This is a genomic window from Phenylobacterium sp., assembly GCF_030698145.1.
Classification (GTDB): domain Bacteria; phylum Pseudomonadota; class Alphaproteobacteria; order Caulobacterales; family Caulobacteraceae; genus Phenylobacterium.
In genome coordinates, this window is record NZ_JAUYNW010000121.1 from 1 (window position 1) to 22,001 (window position 22,001).

Sequence of the window (22,001 nt, forward strand, 5' to 3'; positions counted from 1 at the left end):
CAAAGCTCGCCCTCACCGCCTGCATGCGACGGCTCCTCGTCACCCTCAACGCCATGATCCGCGACAACACAGACTGGAGACATGCGCCAGCCTAACTACGGTTGCTCCCCCAAATCGCGCTGCGCGCTGGGGGAGGATCTAGGATCTACTGCGCCCGCGCCGCGCGCACCGTCTCGGCGCGCGCCGCCGCGAGCCGACCCTGGCGGATCAGCTCGCGCAGGCGCTCGTCACGCAGCTGCGGTCGCAGAATCGTCAGTTTCATCTTCTGATCCCTTCAGGACGTCTTCGAGGCCCTGTTCGCGGACCTTTCGGTAGAGGGTGGATCGGCCGATGCCGAGGCGCCGGGCGACCTCGCTCATGTGGCCGGCATAGATTCCGATGGCGAGCTGGATGAGGTCGCGTTCGATCTCCTCCAGGGTCCGCAGGTGGCCGCGATTGTCGAGAATGCGCACCGGGGCGTCGGCCGGCATGTCGGCCACCAGTTGTTCGGCGGTCGGCAGCCGGGTCGGGCCCTGGCCCACCACCGCCTGCACCGCTTCCGGCGGCGGGGCGGCGACCCCGGAGATCGCCGGGAAGTCGTAGGGCTGCAAGTAGGGGGCGTCGGCCAGCACGATGGCGCGATAGACCGCGTTCTCCAGCTGGCGGACATTGCCCGGCCAGTCGAAGGCGGTGAGGAAGGCCAGGGTCTCGGCCGAGACGCCGACCACGGTCTTGCCCTCCTCGACGTTGAAGCGGCGGACGAAGTGTTCGACCAGGGCCGGGATGTCCTCGCGCCGTTCGCGCAGGGCCGGGGCCTCCATGGGGAAGACGTTCAGGCGATAGAACAGGTCCTCGCGGAACAGCCCGTCCTTCACGGCCTGGGCCGGGTCGCGGTTGGTGGCCGAGACGATGCGGACATCGATCTTGATCGAGCGTTTGGAGCCGACCGGGTCGATCTCGCTCTCCTGCAGGGCGCGCAGCAGCTTGACCTGGGTGTCCAGGGGCAGCTCGCCGACCTCGTCGAGGAACAGGGTGCCGCCGTTGGCTTCCTGGAACTTGCCCACGTGCTTGTCGGTGGCGCCGGTGAAGCTGCCCTTCTCGTGGCCGAACAGGATGCTCTCGACCAGGTTCTCGGGAATGGCGCCGCAGTTGACCGCCACGAAGGGCTTGCCGGCCCGGTCGGACGAGCCGTGCACGGCGCGCGCGATCACTTCCTTGCCGACCCCGCTCTCACCGGTGATCAGGATGGGGATGGAGGACTTGGCCGCCCGCTCGCCCATGCGCTTGATCATGGTCATGGCCGGGCTGTCGCCCACCATGTCGGCGAAAGTCATGCGGCCGGAGGAGTGCTTCTTGAGGCGGTCGACCTCGCCCTTCAGCGCGCCCATGGAGAGCGCGTTGCGGATCGAGACGATGATGCGTTCCGGGCTGGCCGGCTTGATGAAGAAGTCGCAGGCGCCGGCCTGCATGGCCTGGACCACGGTGTCGATGCCGCCGGTGGCGGTGACCACGATCACCGGCTGGGCGAAGTTGCGCGCGCGCATCTCCTTCAGGGTGTCCTGGCCGGTCAGGCCGGGCATGACCAGGTCCAGCAGGATGATGTCGGCCGCGGCGCCCGACTGCAGGCGCGCGATCGCCGCCTCGCCGCTTTCGGCGTGGGCGACGGCGAATCCGTCGCGCTCAAGGACCGACTGGATCAGCCGTCGCTGAGTCGGGTCGTCGTCGACCACAAGGACCGTTTTGGTCATAGAAAACACCCACACCTGAATCGGACGCTCGTCTGCATGGACGAGGCTCGTATTGACCCGGATTGATACAGGGCCGGGGTAAAGGCGGGGTTTCGGAGTCCTGAGTCGGGGGTTAACGCGGCTTGGGCGGCAGGGGCCGCGCGGGGCTGCCGATCATGACCAGTGGTTTCATGGCGCGACTGCGCCGTGTCCTCCGCCCGTTCAGCAAGCCGAGCCCATGCGAAATCGCATAGCTGGGTCATGACGACGGACATTGCCAGACCCGTCGCCAAACTGGACCATGCGCACCTCACCTCGAAGGGACGCGCCATGTTCGTCGGTCACTATGCCGCCTCGCTCGCCGCGAAGGCCATCGAGCCGCGCGCGCCGCTCTGGACCTATGTGATCGGGGCGCAGCTGATCGACATCGGCTGGGGCGGCCTGGTCATGGCGGGCGTCGAGAAGGTGCGCATCGATGAGAGCCTGCCGGGCTCCAGCCTCGACCTGTTCCACATGCCCTACACCCACAGCCTACCGGCGGTGATCGCCTGGTCCCTGGCCGCCGCGGTGCTGGTGCGGATGGGCCTGAAGCTGCCCTGGCGCGCGGCGGTGTTCGTGGGCCTGGCGGTCTTCTCCCATTGGGTCCTCGACCTGGTGGTCCACCGGCCCGACCTCGAACTGTGGTTCGGGGGCGAGAAGGTCGGGTTCGGCCTCTGGAACTATCCCGTGCCCGAACAGGCCGTGGAGATCGGCCTCATCGCGCTCGGGGCCGCCGCCTGGGCCTGGCTGCGCGGTCGCAACGGGCAGGCGCTGTGGCCCGTCCTGCTGTTCGTCGCCGTTCTGGTGGCGGTGCAGATCATCGCCATGGTCATGCCCGGCGGCGGCGATACGGCCGGGCTCGGCGCAACGGCGGTCGCCATCTACCTGGTCATCGGGCTGATCGCCTGGGCGGTCGACCGGAACAAGCCCGCCGCCTGACCCGGCGGAACCCTTGCCCGCTGCCGCGTTCCGCGCATAGTTCCCCAAAGGCCGCGGTTGAACGGTCCTCTGGGAGGCGACCATGCACACGTTGAAACTCGTCGCGGCGCTCGCCGCCACGGCCCTACTCGCCGCCTGCGGCCAGGCCGGGACCAAGGCCGGGAATGTCGACGGCGCGCGGATCACCGCGGCGAACGGCAACGGCGAGTGGCTCTCCTACGGCCGGACCTATGACGAGCAACGCCACAGCCCGCTCGACAAGATCAACGCCTCCAACGTCGCCGGCCTGGGCCTGGCCTGGATGCACGAGTTCGACACCGATCGCGGCCAGGAGGCCACGCCGATCATGGTCGACGGCGTGCTCTACACCACCACCGCCTGGTCCAAGGTATACGCCTTCGACGCCAAGACCGGGGCGCTGAAGTGGTCCTTCGACCCCAAGGTCAAGGGCGACAAGGCTTTCGACGCCTGCTGCGACGTGGTCAATCGCGGCGTCGCCGTCTGGAAGGGCAAGGTCTATTTCGGGACCCTGGACGGGCGGCTGATCGCGTTGGACGCCGGCACCGGCGCCGAGGCCTGGAGCGTCCAGACCACCGACACCGCCAAGCCCTACACGATCACCGGCGCCCCGCGGGTCATCAAGGACAAGGTGCTGATCGGCAACGGCGGCGGCGAGTACGGCGTGCGCGGCTATCTCTCGGCCTATGACGCGGCCAGCGGCAAGCTGGTCTGGCGCTTCTTCACCACCCCCAACCCCACCGGGGCGCCGGACAACGCCGCCTCCGACAAGGTCATGAAGGAGAAGGGCGCGGCCACTTGGTTCGGCGAGGGCTGGAAGGCCACCGGCGGCGGCGGCACGGTCTGGGACGCCATGGCCTACGACCCCGAGCTGGACATCCTCTATGCCGGCGTCGGCAACGGCTCGCCCTGGAACCACGTGAAGCGTTCGGACGGCAAGGGCGACAACCTGTTCCTGTCTTCGATCCTGGCGCTGAAGCCCGACACCGGCGAGTACGTCTGGCACTATCAGACGACACCTGGCGAGAGCTGGGACTACACCGCCACCCAGCACATCATGCTGGCCGACCTCAACGTGAACGGCGCGCCGCGCAAGGTGCTGATGCAGGCGCCCAAGAACGGCTTCTTCTACGTGCTGGACCGCGCCACCGGCGCCCTGATCTCCGCCAAGCCCTTCGTGCCGATCACCTGGGCCTCGGGCGTCGATCCCGCCACCGGCCGGCCCATCGAAAATCCGGGCGTGCGCTATGAGAAGGCGCCCTCCCTGCAGATCCCCGCGCCCTTCGGGGCCCACAACTGGCACCCCATGGCCTTCAACCCGAAGGAGGGGCTGGTCTATATCCCGGCCCAGGTGGTGCCCTTCGCCTATACGCCGGACGCCGGCTACAGCTATCGGGCCGGCGGCTGGAACGTCGGCACCGACTTCCTGGCCAATGCGCTCCCCACCGACAAGGCGATGCTCACGGCGGTCAAGGCCATGGTCAAGGGCCAGCTCATCGCGTGGGACCCGGTGGCCCAGAAGGCGCGCTTCACCATCGAGCATCCGCACTTCTGGAACGCGGGCGTGCTGTCGACGGCCGGAGGCCTGATCTTCCAGGGCGCGGCCCAGGGCGAATTCGCCGCCTACAGCGCCGCCGACGGCAAGAAGCTGTGGAGCTACAAGACCGACAACGGCGTCATCGCCCCGCCCTCGACCTACGAGATCGACGGCGAGCAGTACGTGGCCCTGATGGTCGGCTACGGCGGGGCAGGGGCGCTCTCGGCGCCCTTCCTGCTGCCCGACCGCCCGCGCCTGCCCGGCCGGCTGATGGTCTTCAAGCTGGGCGGCAAGGCCACGGCTCCGGCCTATGTGCGGCCCGAGATCGCGACCCTCGACCTGACCGGCGTCACCTCGGTCGGCGACGTCAAGCGCGGCTTCGCCCTGTTCCACCAGAACTGCCAGGTCTGCCACGGCCCGAACGCCACCGGGACCTTCCTGCCCGATCTCAAGCGTTCGCAGATGCTGCTCTCGGCCGAGAGCTGGAAGTCGGTGGTCATCGACGGGGCCCTGGCCTCGCGCGGCATGGCCAGCTTCAGCCGCTTCACCGACGCCAAGGGGGCCGAGGACCTGCGTGCCTATGTGCTGACGGAAGCCAGGGGCGCGGCGACCCCCGCCGCGGCGCCGGCCAAGGGCGGTCCGCCGCCCAAGACCTGAGCCTCAGGCGCCGGCCGGCCTCAACCGGACCGGCGCCGACTTGTAGGCCGGCGTGCCGCTGCGCTGGTCGTGGTCGTCCAGGGCGACCAGGATGTTGGTCTCCGGATAGTAGGCCGCGACGCAGCCGCGCGGCAGGTCGCGCGCCACGGCGGTGAACCCGCGCACCACCCGCGAGCCGTCGGCGTCGAAGGCCGCGGCCAGGTCGATGGGATCGCCGCTGCTCAGACCGCGCGCCGCCAGGTCGTCGGGATGGACGAACACCACGTCGCGCCGCCCGAACACGCCGCGATAGCGGTCGTCCGATCCGTAGATGGTGGTGTTGTACTGGTCGTGGCTGCGAAGGGTGGTGAGCAGCAGCACGTCGGCCTCACCGCGCCGCGGGTCCTGGCCCTCAGTCCGCGCGACCAGGAAGTTGGCCTTGCCGCTGGGCGTCGTCCAGATCCGCTCCGAGGAGGGGACGGGCAGGCGGAAGCCGCCAGGCTCACGGATCTTCTGATTGTAGTCGGTGAACAGCTCCGGCAGCACCGCCTCGATCAGGTCGCGGACGGCGTCGTAGTCGCCGCAGAGCCCTTCCCAGTCCACGGGGTCGTCGGGGCCGAATGTGGCCCGCGCCATCCCCGCCACGATCGCCACCTCGGACTTAAGTTCAGGCGAGGCGGGGCGGTTCAGACCGCGCGAAGCGTGCACCATGGACATGGAGTCCTCGACCGTCACCGCCTGGCGGCCGCTGGCCTGTTCGTCGAACTCCGTCCGGCCCAGGCACGGCAGCAGCAGGGCCTCGCCCCCGATCTGCAGGTGGGTGCGGTTGAGCTTGGTGGCGATGTGGACGGCCAGGTCCAGCTTCTGCATGGCCGCGAAGGTACGCACCGGGTCCGGGGCGGCGACCGCGAAATTGCCCCCCAGGCCGACGAAGACCTTCGCCTCGCCGCGCTCCAGGGCCGCGATGGCGTCGACCACCGTGTGGCCGTGCGCGCGGGGCGGCTGAAACGCGAACACCCGCTCCAGCGCCCCTAGGAAGGCCTCGCTCGGCTTCTCCCAGACCCCCACCGTGCGGTCGCCCTGGACGTTGGAATGGCCGCGCAGCGGACAGATCCCGGCGCCCGGCCGGCCGATATTGCCCTTGAGCAGCAGGAGGTTGACCAATTGCTGCACCGTCGACGACGCGTTGCGGTGCTGGGTCAGCCCCATGCCGTAGCAGAGGATGGTGCGCTCAGCGGCGGCGTAGATCGCCGCGGCCTCCTCGATCTCGCCACGCGACAGGCCCGACCCGCGCTCGAGCTCATCCCAGGTCAGGCCTTCCAGATGGCCGGCCAGCGCCTCGAACCCGCTGGTGTGCTCGGCGATGAAGCCGTGGTCCAGCACCCCGCCGCCGGCCGCCGCGTCGAGCGCGATCAGGGCCTTCATCATGCCCTGGACCAGGGCCGCGTCCCCGCCCACCGTCGGCTGGTAGTAGCGCGAGGCGATCTCGGTCGCCCCCAGGGTGGCCATCTCCACCGGATCCTGGGGCGAGGCAAACCGCTCCAGGGCGCGTTCCTTGAGCGGATTGAACACCAGGATCGGCGCGCCGCGGCGGGCGGCGTCGCGCAGGGTGGTCATCATCCGCGGGTGGTTGGTGCCGGGATTGTGCCCGAAGCTGAGGATCAGGTCGGCCTCGTCGAAATCCTCCAGCGTCACCGTCCCCTTGCCCAGGCCGATGGAGTCCGGCAGCCCGACGCTGGTGGGCTCGTGGCACATGTTGGAGCAGTCGGGGAAGTTGTTGGTCCCGAACTTTCGGCCCAGCAGCTGGTACAGGAAGGCCGCCTCATTGGAGGCGCGGCCCGAGGCGTAGAACTCCGCCCGGTTGGGGTCGTCCAGCCCGCGCAGGGCGGCGCCGACGCGGGCGAAGGCGTCCTCCCAGCTGATCGGCGCATAGCGGTCGCTGGCGCGGTCATAGGCCATGGGGTGGGTCAGCCGCCCGGCGTCCTCCAGGGCGTGGTCGCTCCAGGTCCACAACTGCGCCACCGTATGGGCGGCGAACAGGTCCGGCGTCGCGCGCTTGGAGGTGGCCTCCCAGGCCACGGCCTTGGCGCCGTTCTCACAGAATTCGAACGAGGAGGTGTGCTTGGGATCGGGCCAGGCGCAGCCGGGACAGTCGAAGCCCTCGGGCTGGTTGGCCTGCAGCAGCCCGCGTCCGCCCTCGACCACCGTCTGCTGGTCGGCCAGGACCTTGCCCACAGCCTTCAGCGAGCCCCAGCCGCCGGCGGGCTTCTCATAGCGGCGGACGCCCCGAATCTTGGAGTTTGAAGGACTCTTGGACTTGGACATGACGCGCCTCAGGCCGGAACGGGATCGCAGATCAGCCGATCGGCGCGGCTGAACACCGTGTGCCCGTCGACGCGGGCCAGAGCCACGAGGCTGACCCCGGCCTCCTCGGCCTTACGGATGGCCAGGTCCGTAGGCGCCGAGACCGCCACGATCATCGGGCAGCCGATCCGCGCGGTCTTCTCGACCATCTCGAACGAGCAGCGGCTGGTCACCACGACAAAGCCCGCCGACGGGTCGAACCCATCGGCCAGCAGCGCGCCGGCCAGCTTGTCGAGCGCGTTGTGCCGGCCGACGTCCTCGCGGACCCGCAATAGGTCGCCATTGGGAGCGGCGAACGCCGCGGCGTGGGTGGCCCGCGTCGCGCGGCCGAGCGGCTGGCGATCCTCCAGGGTGGCCGTCGCGCGCTGCACGGCGCGGGCGGTGACCGACAGGTCCGTCTCGACCCTCGGCAGGGGCCGGACCGCGTCGGCCAGGCGCTGGACCCCGCACAGCCCGCAGCTCGAGCGGCCTTCCAGGGTTCGCGGGCGCGCCGCGCGGCGGCGCCCGTCGGGCGCCAGGCGGACATCGGCCAGCCAGCCCTCGGCGGCGGCGCGGACCTCGATCCCTAGGATCGCCGCGAAGTCGGCGACGCCCTCGGTCACGGTGAATCCGGCGGCCAGGTCGGCGATGTCGGCCGGCGTGGCCATCAGCACGGTGTGGGGCCGGCCGTCGAAGGAGATTCCGATAGCCGCCTCGGTCGGGGTCTCGCGCTCGATAATCGCCGCGCCGGTCGCCGCCCGCCATTGCCGGCCTGATCGGCGGCGGCTGGTTCCCTCGACGGATCGTTCCATTCGGACCTCCGGGCAGCGTTCGCAGTATCCGAAACGAATATCCCAGGCTGGGCGCCGCGTCTGCCCGCGAAGCCCTCGGGTCACGCTTGCATGACGCGTCGCAGTCGGTACGGTGAGTTCATGACACCGGTGTCTAAGTTGCTCCTTGCCGCCTTCGCCATCGTCGCCCTGGGGGCGGCGAGCCCCGCGGGTCCGCACACCGCGCAGGTCGCCATCTGGCCCGGCGCCGCGCCCGGCGGTGAGCGCGCCACGGCCCGGGAGGAGGTCGTCGAGCGGCGCAAGTCGCCGGACGCGCTCCAGGACCGCATCATCCGCGGCGTGGTTACGCCTACCCTGGTGGTCTTCCGTCCCGCGAGGCCCAACGGCGCGGCGATCCTGATGGCGCCCGGCGGCGGCTATGCCTGGGTGGTGATGGACAAGGAGGGCTACGAGGCCGCCGAGCTGTTCGCCCAACATGGCGTCACGGTCTTCGTCATGTCCTACCGCCTGCCGCACGAGGGCTGGTCGGCCGGGCCCGAGGTGGCCCTGCAGGACAGCCAGCGGGCCATGCGCCTGATCCGCGCCCGCGCCGCGGATTTCGGGGTCGACGCCAGGCGCCTCGGTGTCATGGGCTTCTCGGCCGGCGGCCATGTGGCCGGCGAACTGACCCTGGCCTGGGACAAGGCCGTCTATCCCCCGATCGACGCCGCCGACGCCCAGTCGGCCCGGCCCGACTTCTCGGTGCTGATGTACCCGGTGGCCACCATGAAGCCGCCTTTCGCCCACGCGGGATCGCGGCGCAACCTGCTGGGCGAGGCCCCGACTCCCGAGCGGACGGTCGCCTATTCCCTGGAGGACCAGGCCCGGACCGACGCCCCGCCCACCCTGATCATCCACGCCGCCGACGACCTGAGCGTGCCGGTCGAGAACGCCCTGGCCCTGTTCGACGCCCTGCGCGCGAAGAAGGTCCCGGCCGAGCTGCACGTCTTCGAGGAGGGCGGCCACGGGTTTGGCCTGCGCTTTGCGGTCGGCAAGCCGGTCGCCGCCTGGCCGACGATCACGCTCAATTGGTTGGAGCGGAAGGGCCTAATGTCAGCTCCCCGCTAGGAGCGCGCTCGGGGAGCGGCTATCTGTCCGCCCATGAACGCTCCCGTGAAACTGGACACCCTGCCGCAATGGCGGCTCGACGACCTGTATGTCGGCCGTGAAGATCCCCGGATCGAGAGCGACCTCGCCGCGGCCAAGGCGGCCAATGACGAGCTGATCAAGCTGAAGGGCCGCTTCGTGGCCATGCGCGGCGAAGCACTGCGCCTGGGCGAGCTGCTCGACCATGGAATCGGCCTGTACGAGACCGCCACCAACGGCCTGTGGGGTGTGGGCGCCTACGCCTCTCTGGCCGCCTCCGTCGCCCGCGACGACGCGGCCTGGGCCAAGTTCGAGGGCGACCTGCGCGCGCGCTCCTCGCAGATCGCCGCCGACAGCCTGTTCTTCACCCTCGAGCTCAACCAGCTCGAGGACAATGAGATCGAGATGGCCTTCAAGGCCCATCCGCCCGCCGCCCGCTGGCGGCCCTGGATGCGTCGGGTGCGGCTGTCGCGGCCGCACGAGCTGTCGCCCGACTTGGAGCGCATCCTGATCGATCGCGGTCCCGCCGTGGCCAACTGGACGCGCCTCTATGACGAGACCCTGGCCCGCCTCGTCGCCAAGGTCGGCCGCGAGAACCTGACCCTGCCCGAGGCGCTGAACCGCCTCTCCGACCCCGACGCCGCCCGCCGCAGGCAGGCCGCGCAAGGCTTGGCCAAAGCCCTGGAGGAGCGCACGCCCAACCTGGCGCTCGCCATGAACACGTTGGCCTTCGAGAAGCAGGTGGAGGACCGTTGGCGGAAATATCCCGACCCCGCGGCCTCGCGCCACATCGCCAACGAGGTCGACGCCGACGCGGTCGAGGCCCTGGAGGCCGCCGTGGTCGAGGGCTATCCCTCGATCAGCCACCGCTACTATGCGCTCAAGGCCAAGGTCATGGGCCGCAAGACCCTGGACTACTGGGACCGCAACGCCCCGCTCGACACCGCCCAGCCCCGCACCTACGGCTGGGAGGAGGCCAAGGGCATGGTGCTGGAGAGCTTCTCCGACCTGGCGCCCAAGTTCGCCGACACCGCCGCGACCTTCTTCGCCCAGCCCTGGATCGACGCGCGCCCCCGCGCCGGCAAGCAGTCGGGCGCCTATTCCCACCCGGTTACCGCCAACCGCCATCCCTATGTGTTCATGAACTATATGGGCGAGCGGCGCGATGTGCTGACCCTGGCCCACGAGCTGGGTCACGCCGTCCACCAGACCCTGTGCAGCCCGCTGGGCACCCTGCTGGCCGACACCCCGCTGACCCTGGCCGAGACCGCTTCGATCTTCGGCGAGGGCCTGGTGTTCGAACGCCTGCTGGCCGGCGCCTCCAAGGCAGAGCGGATGGGCCTGCTGGCCGGCAAGATCGAGGACGGCCTCAACACCGTGGTGCGCCAGATCGCCTTCCACCGGTTCGAGACCCGCTTCCACGCCGCGCGGCTTGAAGGCGAGCTCTCGCCCGAGCACATCAGCGGCCTGTGGCTGGACATCATGTCCGAGAGCCTCGGCCCCGCCGTGAAGCTCAACGCCGGCTACGAGCACTACTGGGCCTATGTGAGCCACTTCGTGCACGCGCCCTTCTATGTCTACGCCTACGCCTTCGGCGACCTGCTGGTGCGCGGGCTGATGGAGACGCGCCGCGAGGACCCCAAGGCCTTCGCCCCGCTCTACGAGGACCTGCTCGCCGCCGGCGGCACCCGAACCTATGTCGAGGCCCTGAAGCCCTTCGGCCTCAACCCCCGCGAAAAGGCCTTCTGGGCGGCGGGCGTGAAACAGCTCGAACGCCTGGTCGACGAGTTCGACGACCTGGTCTGAGCAGCCGGCGTCCGGGGCTTCAACCCCCTCCGTCACGTCGCCGAAGAAGGCGACGCGCACCTCCCCCAAATCGCGCTGCGCGCTGGGGGAGGATCTAGGAGCTCCAAGATGCTCCCCTCCTGGGGGAGCTGTCAGCGAAGCTGACTGAGGGGGACTTTGACTCTTGTTTGAGATTGAGCCGACCCGCCCGCTACCCCAGCGGGATCCACAACTCCAAACCCCCGAATCCGGTCAGCGTATCGAAGGTCGGCATGTGGCGCTCAAGGCTGGGCGCGTCGGCGAGCTTCAGCCCATGGTCCGGCAGCCAGTCGTTCCAGATCGCACCGTAGGTCTGGCGGATGGTCGAGACGTGGTCGGCGTGGGCGAAGACCACATAGTCCCGCGGCGCGATCCGCCGGCGGCCGAGGTCGCTCGGGGCCTCGAAGAAGTCGCGCACCTCGGCCGCGGCCATGTAGTCGAACAGGCCATCGTCATCGGGGTCGGCGACCACCCCGATGGGGATCGGCTGGACCCGGTTTCCGACCTCGCCGAAGCGCGGCGCGAACTGTCGCCACAGGCCGGTGATCGTCGGCCCATCCTCGAAGGCGCAGCGTCGCGAAAGTCCCGCCGCCAGGATCTCGCCCGCCGCCTCGAACCGCGGATCGGGCAGGGGCGGGGCCGTGCGGCTCGCCGCGGTCAGGGGCGTGGCCAGGGTGAGGCCGTCGGTCGCGCCGCGCCGGCGGACCGCCTCGGGCGTCAGGTCGAACTGCGCGCGGAAGGCCCGCGAAAAGGCCTCGTGCGAGGCGTAACCGCTCTCCAGGGCCAGGCCGAGGATGTCGTCCGCGCCCCGAGCCAGGGCCTGGGCCGCGTCGCTGAGCCGGCGGGCGCGGACATAGTCCATCACCGGCCGGCCGGCGACCTCGCGGAAGGTGTGGGCCAGGTGATGGCGCGAGACGCCGCAGGCCTGGGCGATCCCCGCCAGGGTGAGCTCGCGATCGAGATTGCGGTCGATCGTCCAGAGCGCCCGGTTGGTGAGAGACATGGGGCCACCCTTCCGCGACCCGCAATCCCGATCAAGCCCACGCCGCGGGGCCGGACTAGGCAATCGTCGATCGACGTCAGCCGAAGGAAGCCGCCTCATGGAGTATCGCACCGCCACCGGCCTCGTCGCCAACCTGCGAGCGCGCCAGGTCTCGGCCGTGGAGCTGCTGGACCACACCTTGGGTCGCATTGAGGCGATGGACGGGACGATCAACGCCGTGGTCGTCCGAGACTTCGATCGCGCGCGCCTCGCGGCCAAGGCCGCCGACGCGGCCCTGGCGGCGGGCGACACCCGACCCTTGCTGGGCCTGCCCATGACGGTCAAGGAGGCGTTCAACGTCGCGGGCCTGCCCACCACCTGGGGCCTTCCGGGCGCCCAGGACATTCCGGTTCTCCACGACGCGGTGGTCGTCGCGCGGCTGAAGGCGGCCGGCGCGATCATCATCGGCAAGACCAACATCGCCACAATGCTGGCCGACTGGCAGAGCGCCAATCCCGTCTATGGCGTCAGCCGCAACCCCTGGGACCTGACGCGGACGCCGGGCGGCTCGTCCGGCGGCGGGGCCGCGGCCCCGGCCGCCGGTTTCGTGTCGCTGGAATATGGGTCGGACCTGGCCGCCTCGCTGCGGGCCCCCGCCCACTTCTGCGGGGTCTATGCGCACAAGCCGTCCCATGGCCTGACCCCCTCGCGCGGCTTCGCCCCGCCTGGGACGCCGGTGTCCTGCCCGGCGCCGGCGATCGACCTCGCGGTCCTCGGTCCCATGGCCCGTAGCGCCGAGGACCTGGCCCTGGCGCTGGAGGTCACCGCCGGGCCCGACGAACACGAGGCGAGCGCCTATCGTCTCCGACTGCCGCCGCCGCGCCACGTCGCGCTCAAGGACTATCGGGTCCTGGTCCTGGACCAGCACCCCCTGGTCCCCACCGCCCAATCCATTCGCGCCGCCCTGAACGAACGCGCCGCGCGGCTGGAGGCCCTGGGCTGCAAGGTCGGCCGGCAGAGCCTGCACCTGCCCGACCTCGTCCAGACGGCGGCGACCTTCGTCGAACTTCTGATGGGCCTGATGAGCGCCGACACCCCCGAGGCGGCCTACGCCCAGGCCCGCGCCGCGGTCGCGCCCGAGGGCGCCGATCCCATGACCGCCGCGGCGATCCGCGGCGGAGCGCTCAGCCACCGCGACTGGATCGCCGCCGACCGACGCCGCATGGGCGTCGCCCACCAGTGGCGCGAGCTCTTCAAGGACTGGGACCTGGTGCTGTGCCCGGCCATGCCGACGGGCGCCCTGCCGCTGAACGGCGCCGGCGGTTCCGGCATGATCGAGATCGACGGCGCCGCGGTTCCCTACCAGACCCAGCCTCTGTGGGCGACGCTCGCCACCCTCGCGGGCAGTCCGGCCACCGTCGCGCCCATTGCCCTGGATGCGGGCGGCCTGCCGATCGGCGTGCAGATCGTCGGGCCCTTCCTGGAAGACCGCACCACCATCGCCTTCGCGGGCCTCATGGCGCGCGAGTTCGGCGGCTTCATCCCTCCGCCGACTCCGTGGCGGGGTTAGAGCCCCAGCACCGCCTTGGCGATGATGTTGCGCTGGATCTCATTGGTCCCGGCATAGATCGAGGCGGCGCGGTCGTTGAGGTACTTGGAGGCGACCGTCAGGCTGTGGTCGGGGCCCACATGGCCCTGCTCGGCGGGCGGGCGGAAGTTGGGCGTCGGGCCGCCGGGCGCGGTGGCGTGGGGCTGGTAGGCGGCGGCGTAGTCGCCAGCGGCCTCAAGCGCCAGTTCGGTCAGCCGCTGGCTGAGCTCGGTGCCCACGGTCTTCATCATCGAGGATTTGGCGCCGGGCGCGTCGCCCTGGCTGAGATTGGCCAGGATCTGCAGCTCGACCGCCGCCAGGGCGTCGATCTCCACGGAGAGCTGCGCCAGGCGTGAGGCGAACCCCGGATGGGCCAGCACGCCCTCCCGGTCGGCCAGGTCGCGCACCCGGCCGAGTCGCGACTTGAGGCCTGGCGTGGAGACCCCGCCGCCGCGTTCGAACTCCATCAGGTATTTGGCCACGGTCCAACCCTCGCCGACCTTGCCCACGACATTGGCCTTGGGCACGCGGACCTCGGTGAAGAAGACGTCGTTCTGGATGTGCTCGCCCGACAGCATCAGGATCGGACGGACCTCGATCCCCGGTGTCGCCATGTCGATCAGCAGGAAGGTGATCCCCTGCTGCGGGATGCGTTCCTGGGAGGTGCGCACCAGGCAGAAGATCCAGTTGGAGATGTTGGCGTGGGTGGTCCACAGCTTGTGGCCGGTGCAGACGAAATGGTCGCCGTCGTCCACCGCCGCCATCTGCAGGGAGGCGAGGTCCGAGCCCGAGCCGGGCTCGGAATAGCCCTGGCACCAGTGATGCTCGCCGGTCAGCATGCGCGGCAGGTAGAAGGCCTTCTGCTCAGGCGTGCCGTGGCCGATCAGCACCGGCCCGCACATGCCGATGCCCATGGGCGACAGGGGTGGGGCGCCGGCCGCCGCCATTTCGCTGGCGAAGATGTAGCGCTGGGCCGCGGTCCAGCCGCAGCCGCCGTGTTCGACGGGCCAGGCCGGCGCCGCCCAGCCGCGGGCGTGCAGGATCGCCTGCCAGGACATGGAAAGCTCGTGCGGGGCGTAGACGCTGGTCATCAGCTGGGTCTCGCGCCGCATCGCCGGGGTCAGCTCGGCGTCGAGAAAGGCGCGGACCTCGTCGCGGAACGCGAGGTCTTCCGGGCTCCAGGCCACATGCATCGGCGTCTCCCCGTCGGCTTTGGAGACATTTTGAACAGGTGACGGACGGGCAGGCTAGTCCTCGCGGCCGTGTCGACCTCGACGCCCAAACTGGCTAGCGTCCGGCGCAGTCGCGTTTGAGGAGAGACGACCCCGTGCAGCCCTGGATGAACAAGGCCCTGTCGCCCGACGCGCGGGCCGAGCTGCTGATCGCGGAGCTCTCTCTCGACGAGATGATCTCCCTGGTGCACGGCCCAATGCCGGCCCTGCTGGAGAGGCCCCCCGCCGATACTGCCATGGGGGCGGGCTATATCCCCGGTGTCGAAAGGCTGGGCATCCCGCCGCTCAACGAGACCGACGCCAGCCTGGGCGTCGCCAATCCCCGCAAGGTCCGCAAGGGCGACGGAGCCACCGGCCTGCCGTCGGGCCTGTCTCTGGCTTCGACCTGGGACCCGGAGCTGGCCTACGCCGCCGGCGCCATGGTCGGGTCCGAGGCCCGCGACAAGGGCTTCAACGTCCTGCTGGGCGGGGGCGCGAACCTGACCCGCGAGCCGCGCTGCGGGCGCAATTTCGAGTATCTGGGCGAAGATCCGCTGCTCGCCGGGGTCCTGGCCGGCGAGGCGATCCGCGGCGCCCAGTCCAACGACATCGTCTGCACGCTGAAGCACTTCGCGCTGAACGACCAGGAGACCTGCCGCCACGTGGTCGACGCCCGCATCGACGAGGCGCCCCTGCGCGAGAGCGACCTGCTGGCGTTCCAGATCGCCATCGAGCGCGGCGATCCCGGCTCGGTCATGTGCGCCTACAACCGGGTCAACGGCGAGTGGGCCGGTGAGAACGACTTCCTGCTGAACAAGGTGCTGAAGGCCGACTGGGGCTACCTCGGCTGGGTCATGAGCGACTGGGGCGCGGTCCACACCACGGCCAAGGCCGCCCTGGCTGGCATGGACCAGGAGAGCGGCGAGCAGCTCGACAAGCAGGTCTATTTCGGAGCCCTGCTGAAGGAGGCCGTCGAGCAGGGCGAGGTTCCGTTCGAGCGCCTCTCCAACATGGTCCACCGCATCCTGCGCAGCATGATCTCCCACGGCGTCTTCGACCGTCCGGCCGAACGGCGCGAGACCGACTATGCGGCCAACGCCCAGGTGGCCCAGGCCGCCGCGGAGGCCGGGATCGTGCTCCTGAAAAACGCTGGCGTCCTGCCGCTCTCGGGCGTGCGTAAGGTGGCGGTGATCGGAGCCCACGCCGATGTGGGCGTGCTCTCCGGCGGCGGCTCGTCCCAGGTGATCGCCCCCGGCGAACAGGGGCTGGAGATCCCGGTGACCATGGGTCCGTCCTCGGCTTTCTCGCGGATAACCTACCATCCGTCATCGCCGGTGACGGCCTTGCGCCGCCTGCTGGGCAATGTCGCCGTGACCTATGACTCGGGGACCGATCCCGAGACGGCGGCGGAGGCCGCACGCGACGCCGATGTCGCCATCGTCTTCGCCGACCAGTGGTGCACCGAGGCTGAGGACCTGCCGACCCTCTCCCTGCCCGGCGACCAGGACGCCCTCATCGTCGCCGTGGCCAAGGCCAATCCGAAGACGGTGGTGGTGCTGGAAACCGGGACCCCGGTCCTGACCCCCTGGCTGGGCGAGGTCGCCGCCCTGCTGCAGGCCTGGTATCCCGGCGTGCGCGGCGGCGAGGCCATCGCCCACATCCTGGCTGGCGCGGTGAACCCGTCGGGCCGCCTGCCGATCAGCTTCCCGCGCTCGACCGACGACCTGGTCCGGCCGCAGATCCCCGGCATGATCTTCGGCCCGCCGGTGGAGGGAAAAACCATCCCCACCTCTTTCCCCGGCGTGCAGCAGCACAAGGGCCGGTTCTCGGTGGAACATCCCGAGGGCGCCGACGTCGGCTACCGCTGGTTCGCCCGGGCCGGCAAGCCGACGGCGTTCCCGTTCGGCTTCGGCCTCTCCTATACGGCTTTCGGCTATTCGGGCCTCTCGGTCGAGGGCGGCGAGACCCTGACGGTGAGCTTCGAGGTCACCAATACAGGCGACCGCGCCGGGATCGACACGCCGCAGGTCTATGCGACCGTGGCCGGTGGCCCGCGGTTGATCGGCTGGGTCCGCGTGGCGCTTGAGCCCGGCGAGACGCGGCGGGTGACGGTGGTCGCCGATCCGCGCTTCCTGGCCAGCTACGAGACCAGCCTGCCGGGCTGGCGGATCGCGGCGGGCCCGATCGGGGTCGAGATCGCCACCTCGGCCGAGACGCCCATACTGCGCGGCGAGGCCATACTGGCGGCGCGGACGCTGAAGCCCTGACCGCCTACTTCGGATACGCCACCGGATAAGGGCCGTTCAGCGTCTTGTACCGATCCCGCAGTTCGGTCTGGCGCGAGGTCATCGGCTGGCTCCGGCCCTTGATGAATACCGCGCTCGCCTGGGACAGCGGCTCGAAGGGGTCGCCGGTCCAGATCACCAGGTCGGCGTCCTTGCCGGGCTCGATGGAGCCGATGGTGTCCGACACCCCGAAGATCTTCGCCGGATTGAGGGTCACCGCCGCCAGGGCCGCCGAATAGGGCATGCCATAGGCCACGGCGTTGCCCGCGTTGTAACGCATCTCGCGAACCCGGTGAGCGCCGCCGGTCCCTTCGATGGCCACCGTGACGCCGGCGGCCTGCAGCCGGGCGGCGTTCTCCAGGGTGGCGGCCAGCAGCTCGAAGCTGTCGGGTCGATCAGTCAGCGGGTCGACCAGCACCGGAACCCCGGCCGCGGCGATCTCAGCTGCGGCCTTCCAGCCCTCCTCGGCGCCGTTGAGGATCAGCTTGACGCCTTCCTCGCGGGCGAACCGCAGCACGGCGCGGATGTCGGCCAGCTTGTGGACCGAGGCGATGATCGGCATGCGGCCCTGGACGACGGGAATCAGGGCCTCCAGGTCGGCCTTGGACAGGGCCAGGTCGCGGACGCCGGCCCGGTCGTAGGCGGCCTTGTCGCGCATGTAGTCGCGCACATCGCGGAAGGCGGCCTTCAGCGCCACGATCTCGGCCCCGCGCGCGCCGCCGGCCACATTGGCCCCGCCGTCGCCAAACGGCACCACCATTCCCACCTTCGGCTTGACCAGGATGTCGGGTCCCTCGGCCAGGTGGATCACCGCAGCCTGGCCGGAGAACAGCGCGTGGGACTTGGAGCCGCCGTCGCCGCCAGCGGTGTACTGATCGGCCTCGCCGCCGTCGTCGGCGTGTTCGCCGCCGCCGCCGCCGCGCGCCGGGATCGGCATGACGATGGCCCGCGTGATGCCCGCGAGCCGCGCGACCGGGATCAGGGTAGATTCCGGATTGAGCGCGTACTGGACGTCGAACGAGGCCCCGATGTCGGGATTGTCGACGGTCAGGTCGTCGCCCAGCGAGCGGACCTCGACGGCGCCCAGCAGGGTGTTGGCGGCCACCAGGCCGGGTGTCACCGTGGCGCCTTTCGCGTCGATGATCGGAACGCCCGACGCAATGGACAGCGCCCGATCCGCGCCGGCCACGGCGGTGATCTTGCCGTTCACGACCAGGATAGTCCCGCTGGCGATCTCACCCGCCGGACCGGCGGTGAGGATCCGGGCGTTGGTGATCGCCAGGTTCTGGGCCAGGCCCGGCGTGGCGAAGGCGGCGAGGGTCAGGGCCGCGAGGCTGATGGATAGGGTACGCATCAGCGGTTGGCTCCCTGGCCGAGTTCGAAGTCGGACTTGGCCTGAAAGCGCGGATCCTTGCGGTCGTAGGCAACGCCGCCGTCCAGATAGACCCGCTCGGCGCGGGCGTAGATCGAGAAGGGGTTCTTGTCCCACAGCACCACGTCGGCCCGCTTGCCGGGCTCCAGGGCGCCGGTGTCCTTGAGGCCGAGCGCCTTGGCCGGATTGGAGGTGATCCACTTCATCGCCTCGGCCTCGCTGATCGTGAGGCCTCCGGCGCGGCCGGCGGCGAGCGCCTCAGCGGCTTCCTGGTTCAGGCGCTGGATGACGTCGGGGTCGTCGGACTTGATGATCGCGCAGCCGCCGGCGGCGTGGACCAGGGCCGCATTGGCCTCGATGCCGTCCCAGGCCTCCAGCTTCGAACCCCACCAGTTGGCCCAGGTGGCCGTGCAGATGTCGTTCTTGGCCAGGATGTCGGCGATCTTGTAGGCCTCCGAGGCGTGGTGGAAGGCGGTGATCTTGTAGCCGAACTCGTGGGCGACCCCGATCATCTGGACCATCTCGTCGGCCCGGTAGCAGTGGTTCTCCACCAGGATCTCGCCCTTCAGCACGCCCACCAGGGTCTCGAGCTGCAGATCGCGCTTGGGGGCGTCGGCCTTTTCCCCGCGCTCGGCCTTGACGCGGTAGTCGTCCCACTTGCGGGCGTAGTCGGCGGCGTTGATCCAGGCGGTGCGGTAGCCGGCCACATTGCCCATCCGTGTCGACGGCGCGCGGGTGCGGCCGCCATAGACCCGCTTGGGGTTCTCGCCGCAGGCCATCTTCAGGCCGTAGGGCGCGCCGGGATATTTCATGTCCTGGACCGTGCGGGCGGGCACGTTGCGCAGGGTGACGGAGCGGCCGCCGATCAGGTTGCCGGAGCCCGGCAGCACCAGGATCGTGGTCACGCCCCCGGCGCGGGCCAGGTTGAAGCCCGGGTCCTGCGGCCAGACCGAGTGCTCGGCCCAGACCCCGGCGGTGTTGGGATCAGTCAGTTCGTTGCCGTCCGAGTGGGCCGGAACCGACGGGGAGGGGTAGACCCCCAGGTGGGAGTGGGTGTCGATCAGGCCCGGCGTCACATACTTGCCCCGCGCGTCGACGACCTCATAGCCGGAGGGGGCGGGCAGGCCTGCGCCGACCGCCTCGATCTTGCCGTCGCGGATCAGCACCGTGCCGCCCTCGATCAGGCCGCCGGCGCCGGTGAAGACGCTGGCGCCAACCAGGGCGGTCGGGCGCGAGGGCAGAGCGCGGTAGGTGGAGACGTAGGGGTCGCCGTTGTTGGCGGCGTCCAGGCCTTTCGGCAGGGGCTTGGCCTTGGCGCTCTCCCCGGCGGGCTTCTTGGCCGATGTCGCGCCCGTGGCGCACCCGCCCACGGCCGTGGCAGCGATCAGCGCGACCGCCGTCCAAACTCGTCTCATCCCGGATATCCCCACAGTCTATTACCGGCGATAAGACACCACGATGCTTGCCGGAAACAAGCCGATCCGGAGGATTATTTTGCGCAATTTTGAAGCTACCGAGGCACGGGCGCGCGCCAGCGGCGCCGTAAGGGTCAGCATGGTCCGCAGCACTCATCTGCCACGCGCCCTTTCGCCGCTTGCCATTTTTCAAACGAGCGTTAGTCAGCTTGCGCCATGTCCGACGATCTGACCGAAGAGCAGGCCGCCGTCGTTCCCGACGGCTATGTGATCAATCTCTGGCAGCGCGGGTTCGGCCGCACGGTCGGTCCATTCTATTCCAAGCGCGACGAGGCCGCGAATGGCGAGACCATGGCCTTCCGCGTCGAGGAACATCACGCCAACGGCATGAACAACTGCCATGGCGGCATGCTGATGAGCTTCGCCGATATGGCCTGGGGCCGGGTGATCTCCAACCAGCGGGAGATCGGCTGGGTGACGGTGCGGCTGACCACCGACTTCCTCTCCGGCGCCCACATGGGCGACTGGGTGGAGGGGACCAGCGACATCATCGCCGAGCAGGACGACGTTTTCACCGTCCGCGGCCGGATCTGGTGCGGCGAACGCACCCTGATCACCGGTACGGGCGTCTACAAGGGGATCCGCTCCATCGTGCGCAAGCCGGGCGAGCGGGAAGTGCGAGGGGTGGCGTAGATGGCTCTGGATCCGGCGATCAAGGAGGGCGCGCCCGTCGGCTACGACGACCGCCCGATACATTCCGAGCCCGGCGCCCTGCCGCCCGAGGTCCAGGCGCCGCTGGCGCCGTTCCGCGGCCAGGAGCCCGACGCGCCCAAGTGGTTCCAGGACGCCATCGCCCTGGAACCGGAACGGATGTTCGTGGAGTCGCTGGGGACGAAGATCGAGCTCTTGACCTGGGGCGAGGTCGGCAAGCCCGGCCTGCTGCTGGCGCACGGCAATTCGGCCCACGCCGAATGGTGGAGCTTCATCGCCCCGCTGCTGGCGACCGAATACCGGGTAGCATCGATGTCGCTAGCCGGCATGGGTGCGTCGGACTGGCGCGACAGCTACGCCTTCGACGATTTCGCCGAGGACGCGGAGGCCTGCGCCCGCGCCGCCGGCCTGTACAAGGGCGGTCGCAAGCCGGTCTATGTCGGCCACTCGTTCGGCGGCTCGCAGGTGTTCTTCGCCGCGGCCAAGCATCCCGAACGCATGCACGCGGCGATCCTGGTCGACGTCGGCTTCGGCGGTCCGCCGCCGGACTCGCCGGAGGGCAAGCGGATGCTGGAGGCGCAGCGCCAGCAGATTCGCAACATCCCCACCGCCGACCGCGCCAGCCGGGTCTATCCGACCATCGAGGCCGCGCTCGCGCGTTTCCGCTTCATGCCGCCTCAGGTGGCCGGCAACCTGTTCGTGGCCGACTTCATCGCGCGGCGATCGCTGAAGCGCGCGCCGCTTGAGGACGGATCGGGCGAGGGCTGGACCTGGCGGTTCGACCCGAACATGTGGAACAAGCTCGACCGCAGCGGGATGATGGGCATGACGTCCGAGGGCAAGCCGAAGGTGGTGGTCCCCATGGCCCACATCTACGGCGAACGCTCAGTGGTGATGAGCCGCCGCGCGGAGGCCCAGCCCAGCCCGCTGCCGGACGACATCGTCGAGATCGCCATCCCCGATTCGGCCCACCACATCATGGTCGACCAACCGCTGGCCTTGGTGGCCGCCCTGCGCGCAATGCTCGCGGTGTGGCCGGCTTGAGCCCGACGGCCGGTTCGTGTAGTCCCGGCCTCAACTGGTTTTACTTCGAGAAGAGAGACGGCCCCGCCATGGCTTCCGACCATCACCGCGGCGACATGGATATCCAGGAACAGACCTCGACCTACCATGTCTTCGTCAGCATGGCGAAGTGGGGCTCGCTCGCGCTTGCCGCCCTGCTCATCACCATCACCCTGTGGTTCTGCACCGACACAGGCTTCGTCGCCAGCTTCGCGGTCGGCCTGATCGTCAGCGTCGGCGGCTTCCTGGTGATGCGCGAGCACGGCTCGCCCGAGCACTAGGCGGTAGTGACGATTTAGGATTCCCTGACTGGCGCTGTTCTGATTCAACGCTTCTCTTTGGAGGGTGTGTTGGAAGGCGAGGTTCTTCGGGACGATCAGTGGGCGCGGATCGAGCCGTTCGTGCCGGGCGGTCGCA

16 protein-coding genes are annotated in these 22,001 nt (G+C 69.8%); 9 read left to right on the plus strand and 7 right to left on the minus strand.

The window, feature by feature from the left end:
- Positions 1-227: 227 nt before the first annotated feature.
- Complete coding sequence (locus Q8Q77_RS17420; RefSeq protein ID WP_305584977.1) at positions 228-1,727, minus strand: sigma-54 dependent transcriptional regulator; 1,500 nt, start codon at positions 1,725-1,727, stop codon at positions 228-230.
- Positions 1,728-1,967: 240 nt separating this feature from the next.
- On the opposite strand from Q8Q77_RS17420, the gene Q8Q77_RS17425 reads away from it, so the two are divergent.
- Both Q8Q77_RS17425 and Q8Q77_RS17430 read left to right on the plus strand, forming a co-directional pair.
- Positions 1,968-2,684, plus strand: a complete 717-nt coding sequence (locus tag Q8Q77_RS17425) for a metal-dependent hydrolase (RefSeq protein WP_305584979.1) — start codon at positions 1,968-1,970, stop codon at positions 2,682-2,684.
- A gap of 82 nt (positions 2,685-2,766) precedes the next feature.
- Positions 2,767-4,896, plus strand: a complete 2,130-nt coding sequence (locus tag Q8Q77_RS17430; protein WP_305584980.1) for a PQQ-dependent dehydrogenase, methanol/ethanol family — start codon at positions 2,767-2,769, stop codon at positions 4,894-4,896.
- A 3-nt stretch (positions 4,897-4,899) separates the two neighbouring features.
- On the opposite strand, the gene Q8Q77_RS17435 is transcribed toward Q8Q77_RS17430, so the two are convergent.
- Together Q8Q77_RS17435 and fdhD are read right to left on the minus strand one after the other, a co-directional pair.
- On the minus strand, positions 4,900-7,200 hold the full coding sequence (locus Q8Q77_RS17435; RefSeq protein WP_305584983.1) for an FdhF/YdeP family oxidoreductase: 2,301 nt from the start codon (positions 7,198-7,200) through the stop codon (positions 4,900-4,902).
- 8 nt (positions 7,201-7,208) lie between these two features.
- Positions 7,209-8,030, minus strand: coding sequence for a formate dehydrogenase accessory sulfurtransferase FdhD (gene fdhD, locus Q8Q77_RS17440; protein WP_305584984.1), 822 nt, complete (start codon positions 8,028-8,030; stop codon positions 7,209-7,211).
- Between the two features lie 120 nt (positions 8,031-8,150).
- Between fdhD and Q8Q77_RS17445 the strand changes: the two genes are divergently transcribed.
- Entirely contained in the window at positions 8,151-9,116 is a 966-nt protein-coding gene (locus Q8Q77_RS17445; protein ID WP_305584986.1) for an alpha/beta hydrolase, read from the plus strand.
- Between the two features lie 33 nt (positions 9,117-9,149).
- The gene (locus tag Q8Q77_RS17450; RefSeq protein ID WP_305584987.1) at positions 9,150-10,940 is read left to right on the plus strand and encodes a M3 family oligoendopeptidase; all 1,791 of its coding nucleotides are present in this window, start codon (positions 9,150-9,152) and stop codon (positions 10,938-10,940) included.
- Between the two features lie 190 nt (positions 10,941-11,130).
- Here Q8Q77_RS17450 and Q8Q77_RS17455 read toward each other — a convergent pair whose 3' ends face one another.
- The gene (locus tag Q8Q77_RS17455; protein ID WP_305584989.1) at positions 11,131-11,961 is read right to left on the minus strand and encodes an AraC family transcriptional regulator; all 831 of its coding nucleotides are present in this window, start codon (positions 11,959-11,961) and stop codon (positions 11,131-11,133) included.
- Between the two features lie 97 nt (positions 11,962-12,058).
- On the opposite strand from Q8Q77_RS17455, the gene Q8Q77_RS17460 reads away from it, so the two are divergent.
- Positions 12,059-13,510 carry an amidase gene (locus tag Q8Q77_RS17460; protein ID WP_305584991.1) on the plus strand — a complete coding sequence of 484 codons (1,452 nt, stop codon included), beginning with the start codon at positions 12,059-12,061 and terminating at the stop codon, positions 13,508-13,510.
- On the opposite strand, the gene Q8Q77_RS17465 is transcribed toward Q8Q77_RS17460, so the two are convergent.
- Positions 13,507-14,721: an acyl-CoA dehydrogenase family protein gene (locus Q8Q77_RS17465; RefSeq protein WP_305584993.1), complete on the minus strand. Its 1,215-nt coding sequence runs from the start codon at positions 14,719-14,721 to the stop codon at positions 13,507-13,509. The genes Q8Q77_RS17460 and Q8Q77_RS17465 overlap by 4 nt on opposite strands.
- 134 nt (positions 14,722-14,855) lie before the next feature.
- Here Q8Q77_RS17465 and Q8Q77_RS17470 point away from each other — a divergent pair, with 134 nt between their 5' ends.
- Positions 14,856-17,006 carry a beta-glucosidase gene (locus Q8Q77_RS17470; RefSeq protein ID WP_305584995.1) on the plus strand — a complete coding sequence of 717 codons (2,151 nt, stop codon included), beginning with the start codon at positions 14,856-14,858 and terminating at the stop codon, positions 17,004-17,006.
- Positions 17,007-17,010: 4 nt separating this feature from the next.
- Here Q8Q77_RS17470 and Q8Q77_RS17475 read toward each other — a convergent pair whose 3' ends face one another.
- The gene (locus Q8Q77_RS17475; RefSeq protein WP_305584998.1) at positions 17,011-18,378 is read right to left on the minus strand and encodes an amidohydrolase family protein; all 1,368 of its coding nucleotides are present in this window, start codon (positions 18,376-18,378) and stop codon (positions 17,011-17,013) included.
- Positions 18,378-19,811, minus strand: coding sequence for an amidohydrolase (locus Q8Q77_RS17480; protein ID WP_305585001.1), 1,434 nt, complete (start codon positions 19,809-19,811; stop codon positions 18,378-18,380). The genes Q8Q77_RS17475 and Q8Q77_RS17480 overlap by 1 nt, the downstream gene beginning before the upstream one ends.
- A gap of 216 nt (positions 19,812-20,027) precedes the next feature.
- Here Q8Q77_RS17480 and Q8Q77_RS17485 point away from each other — a divergent pair, with 216 nt between their 5' ends.
- The 3 genes from Q8Q77_RS17485 to Q8Q77_RS17495 all read left to right on the plus strand — a co-directional run bounded on the left by Q8Q77_RS17485 (position 20,028) and on the right by Q8Q77_RS17495 (position 21,865).
- Entirely contained in the window at positions 20,028-20,504 is a 477-nt protein-coding gene (locus Q8Q77_RS17485) for a PaaI family thioesterase (protein ID WP_305585004.1), read from the plus strand.
- Complete coding sequence (locus Q8Q77_RS17490; protein ID WP_305585005.1) at positions 20,505-21,566, plus strand: alpha/beta fold hydrolase; 1,062 nt, start codon at positions 20,505-20,507, stop codon at positions 21,564-21,566.
- A 68-nt stretch (positions 21,567-21,634) separates the two neighbouring features.
- Positions 21,635-21,865, plus strand: a complete 231-nt coding sequence (locus Q8Q77_RS17495) for an aa3-type cytochrome c oxidase subunit IV (protein WP_305585007.1) — start codon at positions 21,635-21,637, stop codon at positions 21,863-21,865.
- The last annotated feature ends 136 nt before the right edge of the window (positions 21,866-22,001 follow it).